This is a genomic window from Cutibacterium sp. LaCa_286 (assembly GCF_057198075.1).
Window position 1 is genome coordinate 999,365 of the sequence record NZ_CP191091.1, and the last position, 18,260, is coordinate 1,017,624.

The following is an 18,260-nucleotide window of genomic DNA, read 5'->3' on the forward strand; positions in this document are numbered from 1 at the left end:
GGGAGTCGACTGCGTCCTCTCCACCCTAGCCAGCTTCGGGCCGGGGACTACTCATTCCTCCGGCAGCCATACTCTCCTGTGCCCCCTCCTGCGTGATCACGCTCAGTCGTCAGAGGGCTTTGGAACTCATCTGCTGCAGGGCGATGACGATCTGTGCGCAGGCCTGGGCGTCGGAACCGGCGTGGTGGTGATCCAGGTCGAAGCTTGGATTGCAGGCATGCACGACGGTGGGCAGTTTGTAGTTGGGCAGCCCGGGAACCATGCGCTTGGCGGTCCGGTAGGAGCAGTAGAACCGTCGTGGCAGGGTCGAGGTGTTGAAGAACTCGTCCAGCTGCGCCCAGACGCCGCGGTCAAATGCGGCGTTGTGGGCATACACCGGCACGTCTGCCACGAAATCGCGTACCTGGTCTGCGATGGCCGGCCAGCTCGGTGCATCACATACCTGATCAGGGCCGATGCCATGCAGGTAGGTGAACTCGAAGTGGTCCCACCCGCTCGGCGGCTTGATGAAAGTGTCCAGCTCGTCGGTGACGACCCCGTCCGCAACGCGGACCAAGGCTATCTGACAGGCCGACACACCGCTCAGTCGGTTCGCGGTCTCGAAGTCCATCGCGACGAAGGGCGACTCGGCCAGCTCGCTGTCCGGTGGAATCAGCAGGGTGGACGGTGTGGTACGACGTGTCATGGGCGCAAGACTACGACGGACGGCATGGGGGCGCCATGTCGTGAGTCAGTGCGGTTCCGACATGGCGCCCTGCAGATTCGGCTGCCTCGAAGGCCTCCCGGATCACTTCACGGCAGCGAGCAGGTCATCGACGCGATTGGTCTGCTCCCATGTGACTCCGGGCAGGGTGCGGCCGAAGTGTCCACCTGCGACGAGCTGACCGTAGATCGGGTGCAGCAGATCAAGGTCGCGCACGATGGCTGCTGGACGCAGGTCGAACACGGTGAGCACCGCCTTCTCGATGACGGACTCGGGCACCTTGTTGGTACCGAAGGTGTCGATGCGGAACCCGACCGGTTGCGCCTTGCCGATGGCATAGGCCACCTGGCACTCAGCGCGATCGGCAAGTCCAGCGGACACGATGTTCTTGGCCACCCAGCGCATGGCGTAACAGGCGGAACGATCCACCTTGGAGGGGTCCTTGCCCGAGAAGGCCCCGCCGCCGTGTCGGGCCATACCACCATAGGTGTCGACGATGATCTTGCGCCCGGTGAGTCCGATGTCACCCATCGGCCCACCGATGACGAATTTTCCGGTGGGGTTGACGAGCACCTTCATGTCGTCGGTGGCCAAGTCGTAGCGTCCCAGCACAGGGGTGATGACGTGCTCGATGAGGTCCGGGGTCATCTGTCCCTCGATGTCGACGCCGTCCTCGTGCTGACTGGACACGACGACTGTGTCGATTCCCACCGGACGGTTGTGCTCGTCGTACTGGGCCGTGACCTGGGTCTTGCCGTCGGGCCACAGATAGTCTAGGGTGCCGTTCTTGCGTACCTCGGTGAGTCGCAGCGACAGGGCATGGGCCACGTCGATCGGCAGCGGCATGAGCGCGGCGGTCTCGTTGCTGGCATAGCCGAACATGAGGCCCTGGTCGCCGGCTCCCTGGGCATCCAGGGGATCAGTCGACCCGTGCCGTACCTCCCAGGAGGTGTTGACGCCCTGAGCGATGTCCGGACTCTGGTTGTCCAGGGCGACATTGACCCCGCAGGAGGCGCCGTCGAAGGCCTTGCGAGAGGAGTCGTAGCCGATCTCGACGATCGTCTGACGGGCAATGCTGGAGATGTCGGCATAGGCCTCCGTGGTGACCTCACCACAGACCATGACCTGACCGGTGGCCACCAGCGTCTCCACGGCGACGTGGCTGGTGGGGTCCTGGGCCAGCATCTCATCGAGGATCCGGTCTGAGATCGCATCGGCGATCTTGTCCGGATGGCCCTCCGTCACCGATTCCGAGGTGAACAGTGTTCGAGTGGACATTCTGGTCTCCTGACCGCGCGGCGAAGAGCCGCGCATCATGGCTCACCACTGGTGGGCCGGTTTCATTGGGCCAGCAGCTGGTGGATCTCGTCGACGATGGCAGCGGCTGCCCTCGCCTTGGAGCCCACGACTCGTCGCCCTGGCCCCTGCTGGTGGACCACGGTGATGTCTGTGTCGGACGATCCGAATACTCGTCCTGCCGAGACGTCGTTGACGATGAGAACGTCACAGCCCTTGCGGCGCAGCTTTGCGTCTGCCAAGTGCAGCAACTGGTCTCGGTCGTCGGTGGTCTCGGCGGCAAAACCCACGACGACTCGCCCGGACACCGGATCGGCGCAGATCTGGGCGAGCACGTCGGGGGTTTGGTGCAGCTCGAGGGTCATCGACTCCCCCACGTGGTCGGTCCCCTCGTGCTTCTTGATCTTGGTGGTGGCCGGTGTGGCAGAGAAATCGGCTGCTGCGGCCGCCATGACGACGGCGTCTGCCTGTCGAGCTCGTTGCGTCATGGCCTGGTAGAGGTCCTCGGTGGTGTCGACCGCCACGACCTCGACGCTGGAGGGCAGCTGGGCTTGGGTGTGGGCAGCAACGACGGTGACCTTCGCCCCGCGAGCCGCAGCATTGGCCGCGATGGCGAACCCCATACGCCCCGATGAGAGGTTGCCGATGTATCGCACTGGGTCGATGGGTTCACGTGTGCCCCCGGCGGAGACGAGAATCCTCCGGCCAGCAAGGTCCTGGGCGCTCATCGGCCCGGCACATTCGGGATCGTCGAGAAGGCTCTGGGCTAACCAGACGATCTCGTCGGGCTCGGGCATGCGTCCCGGACCGGAGTCGTGACCGGTCAGGCGGCCTCGAGCCGGCTCCTTGACGACGATGCCGTGTCGGCGAGCAGCAGCGGCATTCTCCTGGGTTGCGGGATTGAGCCACATGGCAGTGTGCATCGCTGGCACGAGAAGCTTGGGTGCTCGGGAGGCCAGAATCGTCGTGGTGAGCAGATCGTCTCCCCTGCCCTGGGCTATCCGGGAGAGCAGATCGGCAGTCGTCGGCGCGACGAGTACCAGATCGGCCTGCTCACCCAGTCGTACGTGCTCGACGCCGGGGACGTCATCGAAGACCCCACTGTGCACCGAGTGACCGGACAGGGCCTCCCATGTGGGACGGCCGACGAATTCCAAGGCACTGTCGGTGGGAATCACATGAACGTCCTGGCCATTCTCGGCCAGACGCCGAACGACCTGACACACCTTGTAGGCGGCGATCCCGCCGCCCACGCCTACTGCTACAACGGCCATGACGCACTTCCCGTATCAGTGTGGGATCGGCCCGAACCAAGCTGGCCGACCAGGAGGATCACACCGGTGGATGCTCCTGGCGAACCAGACCATCAGGTGATCCCCTCCGAAGGTCAGTCGGAGCTTTCCGACTCGGTTGACGACGACTCGGAATCGGCAGCCTCTGCGGACTCCTCGTCGGTCTCGGCAAGCATCGACTTGAGCAGGTCCTCGGTGCTCATCTCCGCCTGGCGATCCATCTCGGCCTGTTCCTCCGCAGTGATCTCGTGGGTCTGGATCACACCGTCCTGGATCTCACGCATGGCGATGGACAGCGGCTTCTCCTGATTGTCGGTCTCCACGAGGGGGCCGACGTTCTCCAGCAGCCCTTCGGCCAGCTGGGAGTAGTAGGCGTTGATCTGACGGGCCCGTTTGGACGCAAAGAGCACCAGACGGTACTTGGAGTCGACGTGCTCCATGAGCTGGTCGATCGGCGGGTAGGTGATGCCCTCAGAGTTGGTCTCAGACAAGGAAGATCCTCCTGGATGTGGTCACAGACCAAGCAAGTCTACCAAACGTTCAACAGCCAGGTCGACCTCGTCATTGACGACCACGGCGTCGAACTCGTCAGCCGATGCCAGTTCGGTACGTGCCGTGGCCAGACGCCGTTGCTGCTGCTCGGGGGACTCGGTGCCACGGCCGACGAGACGGTGCACCAATTCGTCCCAGGACGGCGGCGCCAGGAAGACACGGGTGGCGCTGGGAAGGGACTCACGTACCTGACGCGCCCCTTGCAGATCGATCTCCAGGATGACGACTCTGCCAGCGCTCACGGCGTCGAGCACGGGTTTGCGAGGTGTTCCGTATCGGTGAACACCATGGACCGTGGCCCACTCCAGCAGACCGTCGGAGGAGACAAGATCGTCGAACTGCTCATTGGTGACGAAGTCGTACTGCACCCCGTCCACCTCATGGGGACGCGGTGGCCTGGTCGTGGTGGATCGTGACACCATCAGGTCGGGATGACGACGCAGCAGCTCGGCAACCACGGTTCCCTTGCCCACGGCAGTGGGTCCGGAGATCACGGCAACGTGCACCGGGCCATCATGTGTCAGGCCACGTGGTTGAGGAATCTGTGGTGTGGGGTTGGCGCCATCAAGCATGACGGTCACCTTACGCCATGATCCCCGTTACGCCATGATCCCCGTTACGCCATGACCCTCTTACGTCATGATCCCGCGTGTCGTGATCGCCCCGCGACTGTCTTTCGATGACAGCCCGGGTCTGGGGAAAGGTCGGGAGATCAGTGCCCTGCTGGATCGAACTCGGCACGCAGATCGTCGAGCTGATGACGCCCCAGTCCTCGAATGCGCCTGTTCGGTGCGATGTCGAGACGTTCCATGATCTCGGCGGCACGTTTGTCCCCCACCCGGGGCATGCATTTCAGCAGGTCGACCACCTTGATGTGTGACAGGGTGTCATCTGCCAGTGCTTCGTCAAGGCCCTCGGAGAGCGTGATCTGCCCAGAACGCACCTTCGTCTTGAGTTCGGCGCGTGCTCGACGTGCTTGGGTGGCACGATCGCGGGCAGCGCTGAGCTGCTCGGGGGTCAAGGTAGGAATGGACACGATCGCTCCCATCTACGCCACATGGTCACTGTCCAGTAAAACAACTGTTCTCTCTGGGACTTGATTGGTCACAGATTATCGAAACGCGATGGGGATGGGAGGGAAAGCATCCAAATTGTGATCATTTTGCGATCTTTCCAGCACCGGTCATGGGGATGCGAAATGAGCGACTCGGACGAGGAATCGACACGAATCGCTCATGGGTCACATGGGCCCGAGACGGCAGCTCTCGAGAAACCCGGGATCACTCCGCTGCCGGATCTGAGGGATGATCGTCCGCTGCCTCGGCCAGATTGACGTCTTCGCCCGTCGGTGGTTGCGCTGCAGCCTCGACGGGCTCAGTGGTGTCTGGCTCGGTGGAGCCCTGCGGGTCATGGTCTGTCGCATCCCCCGGAACCGTCCGATCCGTGGTGCCGTCCGGTTGTGTCTCGGGGTCCACGGCGTTGGTAGCCGGTTGTGCCTCAGGGTCCACGGTGGCTGTGTCCACCGCCTCATCAGGATCCTGCGAGTCGGTCTGCGGGGATGTTACTTCGAAGGGCCCGTGCTCGGCGATTCCGGTGAGCAGGCCATTGAGGAAGGCAGGGGTGTCATCGGTGGAGAACTCCCCACCCAACTCAACGGCCTCGGAAATTGCCGTGGGATTGGGAACGTCGGTGAAGAGGATCTCGTAGGCCCCCACGAGCGCGAGCACCCGATCCACCCGCGGCATGCGTCGCAGCGTCCAGCCAGGGGCCAGGCATTCCGACACGGCAGCGTCCAGCTCAGTGCGGTGGGTGGTCACTCCCTCGACCAGCTCGGCTGCGAAGGGACGGACCGGGTTGTCAATCACCGTGGGGCGCAGCGCCAAGACGGTGACCGGATCCGTCCCCATCGTGTCAGCTTCGAAGAGGATGTCGAGAGCCTGCTTGCGGGCCTTGGACCGGGTCGACAGGGCAGCGTGTCTCTGGATGTCACCGCTGATACGCTGCACCTCGAGGTCACCGATCTGTTCGATCGGTGCCTCGGTGACGTGACCGTGCTCGTTCACTTGTCGGAGACGCGACCGAGGTAGTCGCCGTTTCGGGTGTCCACCTTGACCGTCTCACCAGTGGTGATGAACAGCGGCACCTGGATCTCACGGCCGGTCTCCAGCGTGGCAGGTTTGGTGCCACCGGTGGAGCGATCTCCCTGCAGGCCCGGCTCGGTGTACTCCACCTTGAGCTCGACGGAGGCCGGCAGGTCGATGTACAGCGGGTTGCCCTCGTTCAGGGCGACCGTGGCGTTCTGGTTCTCGAGCATGAAGTCCTTGGCATCCCCGACGACCTCGGTCGGGATGGGCAGCTGGTCGAAGCTGGTGACGTCCATGAAGATGAAGGAGTCGCCGTCCTGGTACAGGTACTGCATCTCGCGTCGATCCACCTCGGCCGATTCGATCTTGGTGTCGGAGTTGAAGGTGCGATCCACGGTCTTGCCGCTGAGCACGTGCTTGAGCTTGGTGCGCACGACGGTGTTGCCCTTGCCCGGTTTGTGGTGCTGGAACCAGATGACCGTCCAGAGCTGACCGTCCAGGTTCAGCACGGTGCCGTTCTTGATGTCATTGGTGGAGATGACCACAGGTGAAACCTTTCGTACCGGAGGATTGCCGGGCACAACCCATACCCACCAACCCTATCCCATCGGCGTTGCTGCATGCGAGCTGCAGTGTCGTCTGGCATCGAAACTCAGAGATCTGGTGGCAGAAGCGACCTCGCCTCGGAAAATCGACATCGTCGCGACAGAAGACCGTGAGTGAAGATTGAGCAAAGAAAAAGAACAGGTGACGTGCCGGTTTCCCCGTCCATGCCGGGAGTCGTGGGTACTAGGCTGATGTACATGACCGAATCCTTGCCTGATCCGATTCTTACTGGTAGCCAGCACAGCCTGCGTGAGTTCATCGATCAGGTGCACGACGCCGGGTACGTCGTGCGTTCCGACACCCATGGTGATGATCCGGAACTCATCGCTCCCGACGGCTCCGCGGTGGAGACCTGGCACGAGGACTACCCGTACCCCGAACTCATGGATCGCATGGAGTACGAGGAGCAGAAACGCCTGCTGCAGATCGAACTGCTCAAGTTCCAGTACTCGATCGAGGACTCCGGGGACAAGCACCTCATCATCTTCGAGGGTCGGGACGCGGCCGGCAAGGGAGGCTGCATCAAGCGGTTCACCGAACACCTCAACCCGCGGGCCTGCCGCACTGTCGCCCTGGCCAAGCCGTCGGACCGAGAGCAGGGCCAGTGGTACTTCCAGCGCTACATCCAGCACCTGCCCACTGCCGGCGAGATCGTCCTGTTCGATCGGTCGTGGTACAACCGCTCCGGGGTCGAGCGGGTCATGGGATTCTGCACCCCTGAGCAGCATCGTCAGTTCCTGCGCCAGGTGCCGCAGTTGGAGGCCATGCTCATCGAGTCGGGGATCCACGTGACAAAGTTCTGGTTCTCCGTCACTCGTCAGGAACAGCGCACGAGGTTCGCCATTCGTCAGTTGGATCCGGTACGACGCTGGAAACTCTCCCCGATGGATCTTGAGTCCCTGGGGCGGTGGGACGACTACACCCTCGCCAAGGAGGAGACCTTCCAAGCCACGGACACCGACGAGGCCCCGTGGATCACCATTCGCTCCAACGACAAGAAGCGTGCCCGGCTCAACGCCATGCGTCACTTCCTCTCCCAGATCGACTACGACGGCAAGAACGCCGAGGTGATCGGCGAACCCGACCCACTCATCGTCAAGCGCGCGCGCGACACGATCGGGGACTGAGGATGCCTGCCAGTCATCGCAGGCCAGACCCACGTCTGTGCCTGGCAACGGCGTTGACACTGGGACTGCTGGCCTGTGGGCGCAGCGCCTCACCCACCCCGCACGACTCTGCTGCCTCCACCAGCGAGAAATCTTCTGTCGGGGTGTCGGACAGCACGCCCTCCGCGGATCCGTCGCCCACGGCTGCCCCGACTGCCAGTGCCACGGCGAGCATGCGCGGCACCTTGGGCACATCGGCGACACCGACGCCATCGGATGGCAACGTGGGGACCGTGCCGCATTCCACCCGATCGGGATCCCTCACCCTCACCGTCTCCGGTGACCTGCTGTGGCACAACTCGACATGGCGCACCGCCAGGTCGGATGGACATGGCAGCTACGACTTCGCACCGATCTTCGGCAGCGTCGCGCCCATCATCCGTGCCGCCGACCTGTCGGTGTGCCATACGGAGGTGCCCGTCGCGCCGAAGGGAACCAGCTACTCCAACTACCCGGTGTTCGCTGTTCCCGCAGATGTCGCCAAGGGGGTGGCCACAGTGGGATTCGACGCCTGCAGTACCGCCTCCAACCACTCGTGGGACCAGGGATTTTCCGGCGTCAAGGCCACCCTCGACGCCCTCGACTCGGCTCACGTCGCCCATTCCGGCACGGCGCGATCCGCTGCCGAGGCCGACAGACCAGTCATCCTCACCGCCCACAACGGATTGAAACTCGGGCTCGTCTCGGGTGCCTACGGGCTCAATGGGCAGAGCGTCCCCAAGGACAAGTCATGGGCTTGGAGCGATGCCCGGGCCGATCACCTCCTCGCCCGCGCCGCAGCAGCGCGGAGGGCCGGCGCCGACGTCGTCATCGTCGCGGCACACACCGGCGAGGAGTACCAGCAGGAACCCACCAAGGAACAGATCCAGCTGGCCACGCGTCTCACCGCCTCCCCCGATGTCGACATGGTCTACTGCCATCACAGTCACGTCGTGCAGCCGTGGGCCAAGGTCAACGGAAAACTTGTCATCTACGGACTGGGCAATCTCGTGGGCAATCAGCCCTCCAGCATGCCCCGCACCCATGAAGGGGTCGTCGGACGGGTCACCTTCGGCGTGAAGTCCGGAAAGGCATCCCTCTCCAGGGCCGAGTACGTCCCGGTCTACATCGGCTCACCGTCCGAGGGGCCGATTCGGATCCATGCCGTCAATGCCGAACTCTCGTCGGGCAGGGGAAACCGGGCTCGGCTCAAGGAGACCAGGAGGCAGGTGTCCCGCACCGTGAGGTCACTCGGGGTGTCCGGGGTCTCCGAGAGGTGAGCCGGCGAGAGTCCGTGCACCAGGCCGGGCGATGACGCCCCGCCATGTCGGCAGTCACGGGGGCTGACCAGCCACGGGGTCGATCCGTCACTGGGCCGACAACCACGGGGGCTGACCAGCCACGGCTCGGGTCGGAATACGGGTCTCCGGCCCCGGACGTGGGTGACGATGGAATACGGATTCGCCCCGAGTTGCGGCACCGACCCAAATGCCTCGGCGACCCGAGTGTCTCGGATCAGTCGGCTCGCAGGCTCCGGTAACACTCGGCCAGGGCGTCCTCGTCGGGATCGACGATCATCGCGACCGACCCGGGGGCACGGATGCCGACGAAGCGCAGCACCCGTCGCCCAGTTGAATCCATCCGGGTCTTCTTGTCCAGGGCCATCGTGGCACGCAGATCGGACCAGGCAACGTCGTCGAAGCTCACCGGTAGCCCAAGGTCCGACAGAATGCTCCGAGTGAGCGACACGACATCCTCCGACAGTCCCAGACACCTGTGCGACAGCTCGGCGGCGAAGATCATGCCGACCGCGTCGGCCTCGCCATGCCGCCAGGTGAAGCGCTCGTGGGCCTCGACCGCATGCCCCAGGGTGTGCCCGTAGTTGAGACGTTCTCGTCCCACGTCATCACCATGCGAGGTCTGCTCGTGCGGGTCGGAAGCCACCACCGCCGCCTTGACACGCACCGCTGCCTCGAGCACGGTGCGAAACTGCTCGCTGCCGGTGTCGAGCACTGCCTGTGGTGCGGCGCGGATGCATTCGAGGATGCTCGGATCGGCAATGAAACCGCACTTGACGATCTCGGCGAGTCCGGAGCGCACCTCACGTCCGTCGAGGCTGCCCAACAGGTTGGTGTCGCACAGTACGGCCAGCGGCTGGTGGAACGCCCCGACGAGATTCTTCCCGAACGCCAGATTGATCCCCGTCTTGCCGCCGATGGCGGCGTCCGCCATGGCCAGCACCGTCGTCGGCAGATGGACGACGTCCACCCCGCGCAGCCAGGTGGCGGCGACGAGACCAGCCAGATCGGTCGTCGCCCCTCCCCCGAGGCTCACGACCAGGTCGTCGCGGGTGAATCCTGCCTCGGCCAGGCGCTGCCAACAGGTGAGCAGGCACTCAGGCGTCTTGGCCTGCTCCGCGTCCGGGACGATGATCTCGACGGAATCGGTGGGCAGCGCATTCAACTCTCGGGCCTGTTTCGTCACGCTCGCCGGATGGATGAGCGCCACCCGACGGCCGCCGGCGACATCTGTCAGAAGCCGGCTCGCCCCAGCGCCGACGACGACGTCATAGGGGCGTTCGGTGCGTACCGTGATTCGATCCATGGCCATCACCTCAGGCAACTGTGCCAGCACGCTGGACTCGTCGCTGCTTACGGCCATCGACATGTCCTGAGTCCATCACCCCTCCAAGGCCTGTACGATGACGTTGACGACTTCGTCGACGGACAGCTCGTCGGTCTCGACGACGAGATCTGCGGGGCGTTGATAGGCCGGACGACGCTGCGCCATCATCCTCACCAGCTGGGAGTGGACATTGCCCAGCAGCAGCGGTCGAGTGGTGTCGTTGAGTCCGACTCGACTGGCCGCGGTGCGGGCACTGACGCTGAGCCAGACCGTGTACACCTGGTCCAGACGGGTCGCGATGGCCTCGTCCAGTGGCCCACCTCCGCCCAGGGCAACGACCCTGGTGGCGTCGCTGTCGCGGGCAGAGCGTGCAGACGCGTCGCCTGGTTGCGTCTCGACGGTGTCGTCGAGGGCGGTGAGGGTCATCTCCTGCTCCCTGGATCGGAAGAACTCCTCCCCCTGCTGCAGGAAGATCTCGGGAATCGTGCGGCCCTCCTGGGACTCGATGAGCTGGTCGACGTCGACGAACTCACATCCCAGACGGGCTGCCAGACTCTGCCCGGTCGTCGTCTTGCCGGCCCCGGGGGCACCGATGAGGGCAATGACTCGGTGTGTCATCGGCTCACCAGCCATCCACGTTCGGCGAGTCGGGCCAGATGTGCCTCGTGGTTGCGGGTCGTCTCGGCCACGCTGTCACCCCCGAACTTCTCCAGGACGGCCTCGGCGAGCACCAGGGCCACCATCGCCTCACCAATGACACCAGCAGCAGGAACGGCGCACACGTCGGAGCGTTGATGGTGCGCCAGAGCAGGCTCACCAGTGGTGGTGTCGATGGTGCGCAGCGCTCGGGGAACTGTGGCAATCGGTTTCATGGCTGCACGTACCCGCAGCACCTGGCCGGTACTCATACCGCCCTCAATGCCCCCACAGTGGTTGCTCAGCCGTCGGATCCCTCGCTCGGACCTGTTCGTTCGCCGTGCTGGTGCCATCTCGTCGTGGGCAGTGGAACCCCTCATCTGGGCCAGGGACAGTCCATCACCCACCTCGACGGCCTTGATCGCCGGGATACTCATGAGGGCAGCGGCGAGACGTGCGTCCAGACGTCTGTCCCACTGGGTGTGTGCCCCGAGTCCGACCGGCATGCCGTGGGCCAGCACCTCGATGACCCCGCCCAGGGTGTCGCCGTCCTGGTGGCAGGCATCGATCTGGGCGACCATGCGTGCCGAGGTGGACGGATCGGCACATCGCACCGGGTCGGAGTCGATACGCTCCAGATCATCGGGGGTGGGGCTGGTGTCCTCCGGCAGGTGAACCGTCCCGAGCCCGACGACGTGGGAGAGGATCTGCACCCCCACCGACTGGGCCAGGAAGGCCTTGGCCACGGCGGCGATGCCCACCCGTGCCGCCGTCTCGCGTGCCGAGGCGCGTTCCAGGATCGGCCGGGCCTCGTCGAAGTCATACTTCTGCATCCCCACCAGATCGGCGTGACCGGGACGAGGACGGGTGAGTGGCGTTGCACGGGCCTGATCGCTCAGATCGTCGGGATCCACGGGATCGGCTGCCATGACGGTGCGCCACCTGGGCCATTCGGCGTTGGCGATGCGCAGCGCGATCGGTGAGCCGAGGGTACGCCCATGCCGTACCCCACCCAGCAGTTCCACCTCGTCGGTCTCGAAACCCATCCGGGCACCCCGTCCAGCCCCCAGTCGTCTGCGACGCAACTCATTGGTGATGTCGTCCGTCGTGATCCGAACCTGGGCGGGGAGCCCCTCGATGGTGGCCACGAGAGCCGGCCCATGTGACTCCCCCGCCGTGAGATACCTCAGCATCGTTCTTCCGATCGTCTCGTCATTCGTCTGGCCAGTTCGGTTCGTGCCGCCTGGCGCATGGTCGTCATCGTCACCTGCTGGCCGGTCATGATCTCCACCTGCCTGCTGCCCTGGGCAGCCAACAGGTCGAGTCCGTCGATGCACACCTTGTTCTCCTGTCGTGCCAGGTCGAGCAGCACGGGTGGCCACGGGTCGTAGACGACGTCGAAGATCACCGGGGCACATGCCACGGCCCGTGAGGCACGCAGCGTCGTGCCCGGGGAGCGGTGCTCCCCTCCGTCGAAGTCTGGTGGGCAGTGCTCCCCCTCGTCGAAGGCCTGCCTCGGAAGCGTCGAGACGAGCAGGTCGGCAGGTGCCAGCGGCTCATCCAACGGCTGCCAGTGTGCAGTCACACCGAGTGCAGACGCCAGCGCCAGGGTCTGCTGGGACCGGACGCGACTGCGGGACACGATGGTTGCACTCCGCGCTCCCAGACGCGCTGCCCCAGCCAGCACCGAGCGTGCCGTGGCCCCGGCACCCAGCACCGTCACGCTGCTGACCCGGTGCACTCCAGCCTGGCGCAGGACATCACAGACCCCGGGTGCATCGGTGTTGCGTACCACCGGGCCTGAGGTGGTATGCACCCAGGTGTTGGCCACGCCGAGCAGACGAACCAACTCATCGGGCTCCCCCAGCCCAGCCAGTTCTTGCTTGTGTGGCATCGTCACGGCGAGCCCCCGCCAGGACTCGTCCAGCCCAGCCACGAAGTCGGCAAGCCCGTCACGAGCGACGTCGACTGCGTCGAAGCTCCAGTCAAGCCCCAGATCGCGATAGGCAGCCCGGTGCATGGCCGGTGAGAGGGAGTGGGCGATCGGATGGCCGATCACTGCACAGTGCCGAGAACTCACCGGTCAGCACTTGCCCTTGTGATCTTGGCACCACTGCTGGAACTTCGCGACATTGGCCTGGTGCTCCTCGGCAGTCTTGGCATAGGCCGTCGTGCCCTTGTCCGGATCGGTGACCACCCAGAACAAGTAGTCGGACGTCGTCGGTGTCACGGCTGCCTCCATGGCCTCTGATCCCGGGTTCGAGATGGGGCCGGGAGGAAGCCCCTTCACCTTGTAGGTGTTGTACGGTGAATCAATGGTCCGCTGCTTGTCGGTCGTGGTGAGTTTGCCCTTGGCATGGTTGGCGTAGAGCACGGTTGCGTCGGACTGCAGCGGCATGCCCTTGGACAGTCGGTTGTAGATGATGCCGGAAACCATCTTCATGTCCTTGGGGCTCTTGGCCTCCCTCTCGAGGATCGAGGCGACGGTGAGGGCGCTGTAGGGATCCTGCTTGATGTTCTGAGCCTGCCCGCTGAAGTTCAGGGTGTCGGAGACCTTGGTGAACTGCTTGGTCTGGTTGCGGAGGATGTCACCTGCCGTGGGGTTGTCGGCAATCTCATAGGTGTCGGGGAAGAGGAATCCCTCCGGCCGGTTCTTCGCCCAACTGGGCAGGTTGAGCTTGTCGGCGTTCTTGGTGACGGCGGTCTCGAAGTCCTTGCGTGGCAGGTCGCTGGCCTTGGCGAGCAGATCGAACTGCTCATCCATCGTCAACCCCTCGGTGAGGGTGACGCGTGCATGCCGGATGTTTTCGGGGTCTGCGAGAACCTGCACGGCCTTGGCGGCGCTCATGTGCTTCTTGAGCGGGTACTGCCCGGCCTGGATCGTCACCTCGTTGGGGGCGTCACGGACGGCCTCCTTGAACGCCTTCTCGGATTTCACGACGTCCTCCTCGACGAGGATCTCACCCACCTCGTTGACGGAGGCACCCGTGGGGATGCGCACCGACAGTTCCTCCTCGCCAGCGCCCTGGTAGTCGTCGGCGTAGGCGAAGGAGATGTAGGTGTCGTAGGCCTTCTTGCCCACGTAGCCGATACCGCCGAGGATGATGGCGAAGGAGAGGATGACGGCGAAGGCACTGCGGAAGTGGTACCAGAAGCCGGGGTCGTCGTCGGAGGAGTTTCGACTCACTGTTGATCTCCTTGCTCGGGGACGGTTGGGAGTTCACCGCGACGGGCTTGTTCCAGTACCTGTTCCAGTATGGCGACGGCAGCTGCCTGATCGATGACCGAGCGCTGCTTGCGCGTGTTGCGTCCCGTCTCGTGCAGCGCACGGGAAGCCGTACGTGTCGTCATGCGCTCGTCGACATACCGTATCGGGATCGGGGCGATGGCCTGCTGCAGGTCTCGTCCGGCCGCCCGCACGTCACAGGCGGCAATCTGCTCGGTGCCGTTGAGTGCCACCGGCAGGCCCATGACCACCTCAACGGGCTCGTACTCGGCGACGATCTGGCTGATCCGGCGAATCGGCTGGTCCTTGGCCGACACCGTCTCCACCGGGTAGGCAAGGATACCCTCCCGATCACAGGCAGCCACCCCGATACGGGCCTTGCCCCAGTCCACGGCGACCCGCACCCCCAGCGTCGATCCCCTGGGCGTCGTCACTGGTTCCTCCGACACGATCATCGACCTCTCGACATGCTCATGGGCGACACAAACAAGGGTCTCACAACGCCGAGAGCTCGGAGGCGACGGTGGACAGCGCATCGTCAACACCCGAGGCGTTGGAGCCGGCCCCCTGGGCCATGTCGTCCTTGCCGCCGCCTCGACCGTCCAGTCGGGAGATGCCCACCTTGATGAGTGCCCCGGCCTTCGCACCGGCAGCACGGGCCGACTCGGTGGTGGCCACGATCATGGCCGGCTTGTCGTCGGTGCCACCGATGAGGACGACGACGGCCGGGCGTTCGGCGATCTTGGAGCGGATCTGGGTGGCCAGGGAGCGCAGATCACCGCCGGTGACACCGGGAACCTTGGCGCTGACGAGATCGAATTTTCCGGCTGGAGCCATCGTCTCGACGATCTGGTCCACCTGGGCGAAGAGTTCCTTGGTACGGGCCTGGGCCAGGCGGCGCTCGGCGTCCTTGAGGTCGGCGGCGAGCTTGCCCACGCGTTCGGCAAGCTGGTCGGGCTGCACCTTGAGCATGGTCGTGAGCTCGTTGACCAGGGCCCGCTCGGCAGCCAGGTGCGAGAAGGCATCGGTGGACACCAGAGCCTCCACCCGGCGGGTCCCCGAACCGACGGACTGCTCGGTGAGCAGGTCGAGCATGCCGATACGTCCGGTGGAGGGCACATGGGTGCCACCACACAGCTCGCGCGACCACGCCCCATTGAGCTCGACGACACGGACGATCGGCGGGTACTTCTCGCCGAACATGGCCATGGCGCCCATAGCTCGAGCCTCCTCCAGAGGCATCCGGGAGTCGGTGACCTCGAAGTCGTCGTGGATGGCCTCGTTGCAACGCTGCTCGATCTCGGAGCGCAGCTGCTCGGACAGTCCCTTGGTGGCGGTGAAGTCGAAGCGCAGGTACCCTGGCTTGTTGTAGGAACCGGCCTGGGTGGCGCTGGGGCCGACGAGCTCACGCAGCGCGGCGTGCAACACATGGGTGGCAGTGTGAGCCTTGCACGCCTCGAAGCGCGCCGCCGGATCCACCTGGGCACTCACCTCGTCACCCACCGCCAGATCACCGTCAAGCTGCACCTTGTGGACGATGAGACCAGGCACCGGGGCCTGCACGTCAAGTACCTCGAGATCGAAGCCGTTGGCGCGGATGATGCCGGTGTCGGAGTCCTGACCACCCATCTCGGCATAGAACGGGGTCTGCGCCAGGGCAATCTCGACCATCGAGCCGGCAGTGGCATGGAGCACGGAGCGGCCGTCGGCGATGATGCCGACCACCGTCGTGGGCACGGTGAGTTCGTCGTATCCCAAAAATGGCGTCTCGCCCTGGGCCCGGATGGTGGCATAGGCCTCCGGGTCGGTGAGCATGCCCTTCCTGGCCTTGGCGTCGGCCTTGGCACGGGACCTCTGCTCGGCCATGAGCCTGGTGAAGGCGTCACGATCCACGGTGAGTCCCTGCTCGGCGGCCATCTCCAGGGTGAGGTCGATGGGGAAACCATAGGTGTCGTGCAGCTGGAAGGCCTTCTCCCCTGGCAGCACCGTGGAGCCGGACTCCTTGGTCTGGGCCACGGCGGTGTCGAGCAGTGTGGTTCCGGCGCTCAGGGTGCGTCGGAAGGTCTGTTCCTCGGCGGTGGCGGCGTCGATGACGCGATCCCACTGGGTGAGCACCTCGGGGAAGGAGTCCTTCATTAGGTCTCGCGAGATCGGCAGCAGCTCGGGCAGCACGGGTGCGTCCACCCCGAGCAGCCGCATGGAGCGCACCGCGCGGCGCAGCAGACGACGCAGGACGTAGCCGCGCGCCTCATTGCCGGGGGTGACGCCGTCGGTCATGAGCATGAGGCTGGATCGTACGTGGTCGGCGACGATGCGCAGCCGAATGTCGTCGTCGGGGTTGAGGCCGTACTTCTTGCCCGACAACTGGGCCGCCCGCTCGATGACCGGGAACACCTGGTCGGTCTCATACATGTTGTTGACGCCCTGCTGGAGGTAGGCGATGCGCTCCAGGCCTGCGCCGGTGTCGATGTTGCGTCTGGCCAGTGGACCGGTGATGTCGAAGTCGGTCTTGGAACGCACGGTAGACAGGTCCTCGGTCTCGAAGACGAGGTTCCAGATCTCCAGGTAGCGATCCTCGTCGGCCTCGGGCCCGCCGTCCGGACCGAACTGCGGTCCACGGTCGACGTAGATCTCCGAGCATGGGCCACCCGGGCCGGGAACGCCCATGTGCCAGTAGTTGTCTGCCAGGGACCGACCTTGGATGTGCTCGGCGGGCACCCCCACCTTGAGCCAGGTCCGTCGGGCCTCGACGTCACCGTCGGGATAGTCGGGGTGGAAGCCGGGGCCGAGCACCGTCACCCAGATCTTCGCCGGGTCGAATCCCAGACCGCCCTCGGACGTCGGGCCAGTCACCAGTTCCCAGGCCCATTCGATGGCGTCGGTCTTGAAGTAGTCGCCGAACGAGAAGTTGCCCAGCATCTGGAAGAACGTCCCATGGCGCGTCGTTCGCCCCACCTCGTCGATGTCGAGGGTGCGTACACACTTCTGGATGCTCGTGGCGCGCTGCCACGGGGCGGGCTCGACCCCCATGAGGTAATTCTTGAACGGCACCATGCCGGCGTTGACGAACAGCAGGGTCGGATCGTTGTAGAGCAGCGACGCACTGGGGACGACGTCATGTCCCCTTTCCTCGAAGAAGGTGAGGAAACGCTGTCCGATCTCCGCAGTTCTCATGCTTGTTCCTTGTCGATGGTGGTCGGCTGGCGACGTGATGTACGGCCGTGCACTGGACAACCCTACCCGTTTCGTCGCGATGGGGTGTTCGCCAGAGGTGAGCCCGTGCTGAGCAGGTCAGGGGTGCTGTTGCGGTTGTTGACTCCGGCAGCTCCGGTGAGCCCCGGGCCGAGGGATCAGGGGCGGCGAATCCTCGTCGCGGCTGAATCAGGTGTCGGGGCGGGGCAGGTGCGATTCAGGTGGGCTGCTGATGCGGTTCAGGTGGGCTGCTGATGCGGTTCCTCGTACCTGCCGATCAGCCCGAGCCGATCAACCTGGGCGGAACACGGTGCGGAGAATTTGGGCGGTGCGTCGTCGTTGGCCACGAGTCAGGACTCGTCGGTGGCAAGGGGCTCCGCAGTGATGGGGGCCGGCCCTGTCCCACGCTTGGTCGGTTCGTCCTCGCGGGGGGACTGTGGCTCGCCGCGGCGGGATGCCGCCTCGTGCGCATCCTGCGCGGTCTGGTGCCGGGTCGGTGCCTCGATGGCAGCCACCGCCTTGGGCCTGCGATGCCGGTGCATGGCGGTGCGCATGCGTGAGGTGGCCCGAGCTGGTGCGCCGACCACGGTGGCCACGACCCGGCCCACGTCACTGGCGTGCTGGGTGGCATTGGCGGCGTGCTCACTCATGCGGTTGACGTTCTCGGTGACGTCACCGATGCGCGAGATCTCCTCATTGGTCGTGATGACCGTCTGGCGCAGTTCCTCGAGGATCTCCAGGGCGGACCGGTCGACATCGCGCACGCTGGAGGTGATCTCGTCCATGACGTGACCGAGCTTGACGATGGGCACGGCAAGCAGTGCCACGAGGACGACGGCGGCAGTCGCGGCAATGAGTGCAGCAATGCTTCCGATGCTCACGATGTCCTCCTGGCTTTTTCGT

General features: G+C 64.8%; 19 protein-coding genes. 2 read left to right on the plus strand and 17 right to left on the minus strand.

Features of this window, described 5'->3' with window-relative positions; all coding sequences use genetic code 11:
• Nucleotides 1-109 precede the first annotated feature (109 nt).
• From ACP8JZ_RS04325 to efp, 8 genes are all read right to left on the minus strand, one after another.
• On the minus strand, nucleotides 110-685 hold the full coding sequence (locus tag ACP8JZ_RS04325; protein WP_484482747.1) for a 3'-5' exonuclease: 576 nt from the start codon (nucleotides 683-685) through the stop codon (nucleotides 110-112).
• Between the two features lie 102 nt (nucleotides 686-787).
• Nucleotides 788-1,981, minus strand: coding sequence for a methionine adenosyltransferase (gene metK / locus ACP8JZ_RS04330; protein WP_484482748.1), 1,194 nt, complete (start codon nucleotides 1,979-1,981; stop codon nucleotides 788-790).
• Between the two features lie 62 nt (nucleotides 1,982-2,043).
• Nucleotides 2,044-3,273, minus strand: a complete 1,230-nt coding sequence (gene coaBC, locus ACP8JZ_RS04335) for a bifunctional phosphopantothenoylcysteine decarboxylase/phosphopantothenate--cysteine ligase CoaBC (RefSeq protein ID WP_306517046.1) — start codon at nucleotides 3,271-3,273, stop codon at nucleotides 2,044-2,046.
• 113 nt (nucleotides 3,274-3,386) lie between these two features.
• The gene (rpoZ, locus tag ACP8JZ_RS04340) at nucleotides 3,387-3,782 is read right to left on the minus strand and encodes a DNA-directed RNA polymerase subunit omega (protein ID WP_023035349.1); all 396 of its coding nucleotides are present in this window, start codon (nucleotides 3,780-3,782) and stop codon (nucleotides 3,387-3,389) included.
• A gap of 21 nt (nucleotides 3,783-3,803) precedes the next feature.
• Nucleotides 3,804-4,415 (minus strand): guanylate kinase, encoded by a 612-nt coding sequence (gene gmk / locus ACP8JZ_RS04345; RefSeq protein WP_023035348.1) that lies wholly within the window; start codon nucleotides 4,413-4,415, stop codon nucleotides 3,804-3,806.
• Between the two features lie 140 nt (nucleotides 4,416-4,555).
• Nucleotides 4,556-4,891 carry an integration host factor, actinobacterial type gene (mihF, locus tag ACP8JZ_RS04350; RefSeq protein WP_036904003.1) on the minus strand — a complete coding sequence of 112 codons (336 nt, stop codon included), beginning with the start codon at nucleotides 4,889-4,891 and terminating at the stop codon, nucleotides 4,556-4,558.
• Between the two features lie 232 nt (nucleotides 4,892-5,123).
• Complete coding sequence (gene nusB, locus ACP8JZ_RS04355) at nucleotides 5,124-5,906, minus strand: transcription antitermination factor NusB (protein ID WP_484482749.1); 783 nt, start codon at nucleotides 5,904-5,906, stop codon at nucleotides 5,124-5,126.
• Nucleotides 5,903-6,472 (minus strand): elongation factor P, encoded by a 570-nt coding sequence (gene efp / locus ACP8JZ_RS04360; protein WP_021103331.1) that lies wholly within the window; start codon nucleotides 6,470-6,472, stop codon nucleotides 5,903-5,905. Before efp ends, nusB begins: the two co-directional genes overlap by 4 nt.
• 252 nt (nucleotides 6,473-6,724) lie before the next feature.
• Here efp and ppk2 point away from each other — a divergent pair, with 252 nt between their 5' ends.
• Complete coding sequence (gene ppk2, locus ACP8JZ_RS04365; RefSeq protein WP_021103332.1) at nucleotides 6,725-7,660, plus strand: polyphosphate kinase 2; 936 nt, start codon at nucleotides 6,725-6,727, stop codon at nucleotides 7,658-7,660.
• A 13-nt stretch (nucleotides 7,661-7,673) separates the two neighbouring features.
• Here ppk2 and ACP8JZ_RS04370 read toward each other — a convergent pair whose 3' ends face one another.
• On the minus strand, nucleotides 7,674-7,922 hold the full coding sequence (locus tag ACP8JZ_RS04370; RefSeq protein WP_306517044.1) for a hypothetical protein: 249 nt from the start codon (nucleotides 7,920-7,922) through the stop codon (nucleotides 7,674-7,676).
• A 10-nt stretch (nucleotides 7,923-7,932) separates the two neighbouring features.
• Between ACP8JZ_RS04370 and ACP8JZ_RS04375 the strand changes: the two genes are divergently transcribed.
• Nucleotides 7,933-8,958, plus strand: coding sequence for a CapA family protein (locus tag ACP8JZ_RS04375; protein ID WP_306517043.1), 1,026 nt, complete (start codon nucleotides 7,933-7,935; stop codon nucleotides 8,956-8,958).
• 235 nt (nucleotides 8,959-9,193) lie between these two features.
• Here ACP8JZ_RS04375 and ACP8JZ_RS04380 read toward each other — a convergent pair whose 3' ends face one another.
• From ACP8JZ_RS04380 to ACP8JZ_RS04415, 8 genes are all read right to left on the minus strand, one after another.
• Nucleotides 9,194-10,282 carry a 3-dehydroquinate synthase family protein gene (locus ACP8JZ_RS04380; protein WP_306517071.1) on the minus strand — a complete coding sequence of 363 codons (1,089 nt, stop codon included), beginning with the start codon at nucleotides 10,280-10,282 and terminating at the stop codon, nucleotides 9,194-9,196.
• A 75-nt stretch (nucleotides 10,283-10,357) separates the two neighbouring features.
• Nucleotides 10,358-10,921 carry a shikimate kinase gene (locus ACP8JZ_RS04385; RefSeq protein ID WP_484482750.1) on the minus strand — a complete coding sequence of 188 codons (564 nt, stop codon included), beginning with the start codon at nucleotides 10,919-10,921 and terminating at the stop codon, nucleotides 10,358-10,360.
• Nucleotides 10,918-12,132 (minus strand): chorismate synthase, encoded by a 1,215-nt coding sequence (gene aroC / locus ACP8JZ_RS04390; protein ID WP_484482751.1) that lies wholly within the window; start codon nucleotides 12,130-12,132, stop codon nucleotides 10,918-10,920. Before aroC ends, ACP8JZ_RS04385 begins: the two co-directional genes overlap by 4 nt.
• The gene (locus tag ACP8JZ_RS04395) at nucleotides 12,126-12,998 is read right to left on the minus strand and encodes a shikimate dehydrogenase family protein (RefSeq protein ID WP_484484268.1); all 873 of its coding nucleotides are present in this window, start codon (nucleotides 12,996-12,998) and stop codon (nucleotides 12,126-12,128) included. The genes aroC and ACP8JZ_RS04395 overlap by 7 nt, the downstream gene beginning before the upstream one ends.
• Before the next feature lie 24 nt (nucleotides 12,999-13,022).
• The gene (gene mltG / locus ACP8JZ_RS04400) at nucleotides 13,023-14,126 is read right to left on the minus strand and encodes an endolytic transglycosylase MltG (RefSeq protein WP_484482753.1); all 1,104 of its coding nucleotides are present in this window, start codon (nucleotides 14,124-14,126) and stop codon (nucleotides 13,023-13,025) included.
• Nucleotides 14,123-14,569 carry a Holliday junction resolvase RuvX gene (gene ruvX, locus ACP8JZ_RS04405; RefSeq protein WP_306517070.1) on the minus strand — a complete coding sequence of 149 codons (447 nt, stop codon included), beginning with the start codon at nucleotides 14,567-14,569 and terminating at the stop codon, nucleotides 14,123-14,125. The genes mltG and ruvX overlap by 4 nt, the downstream gene beginning before the upstream one ends.
• 91 nt (nucleotides 14,570-14,660) lie before the next feature.
• Nucleotides 14,661-17,339: an alanine--tRNA ligase gene (alaS, locus tag ACP8JZ_RS04410; RefSeq protein ID WP_484482754.1), complete on the minus strand. Its 2,679-nt coding sequence runs from the start codon at nucleotides 17,337-17,339 to the stop codon at nucleotides 14,661-14,663.
• A gap of 368 nt (nucleotides 17,340-17,707) precedes the next feature.
• Complete coding sequence (locus ACP8JZ_RS04415) at nucleotides 17,708-18,238, minus strand: DUF948 domain-containing protein (protein ID WP_323458387.1); 531 nt, start codon at nucleotides 18,236-18,238, stop codon at nucleotides 17,708-17,710.
• Between the last annotated feature and the right edge of the window lie 22 nt (nucleotides 18,239-18,260).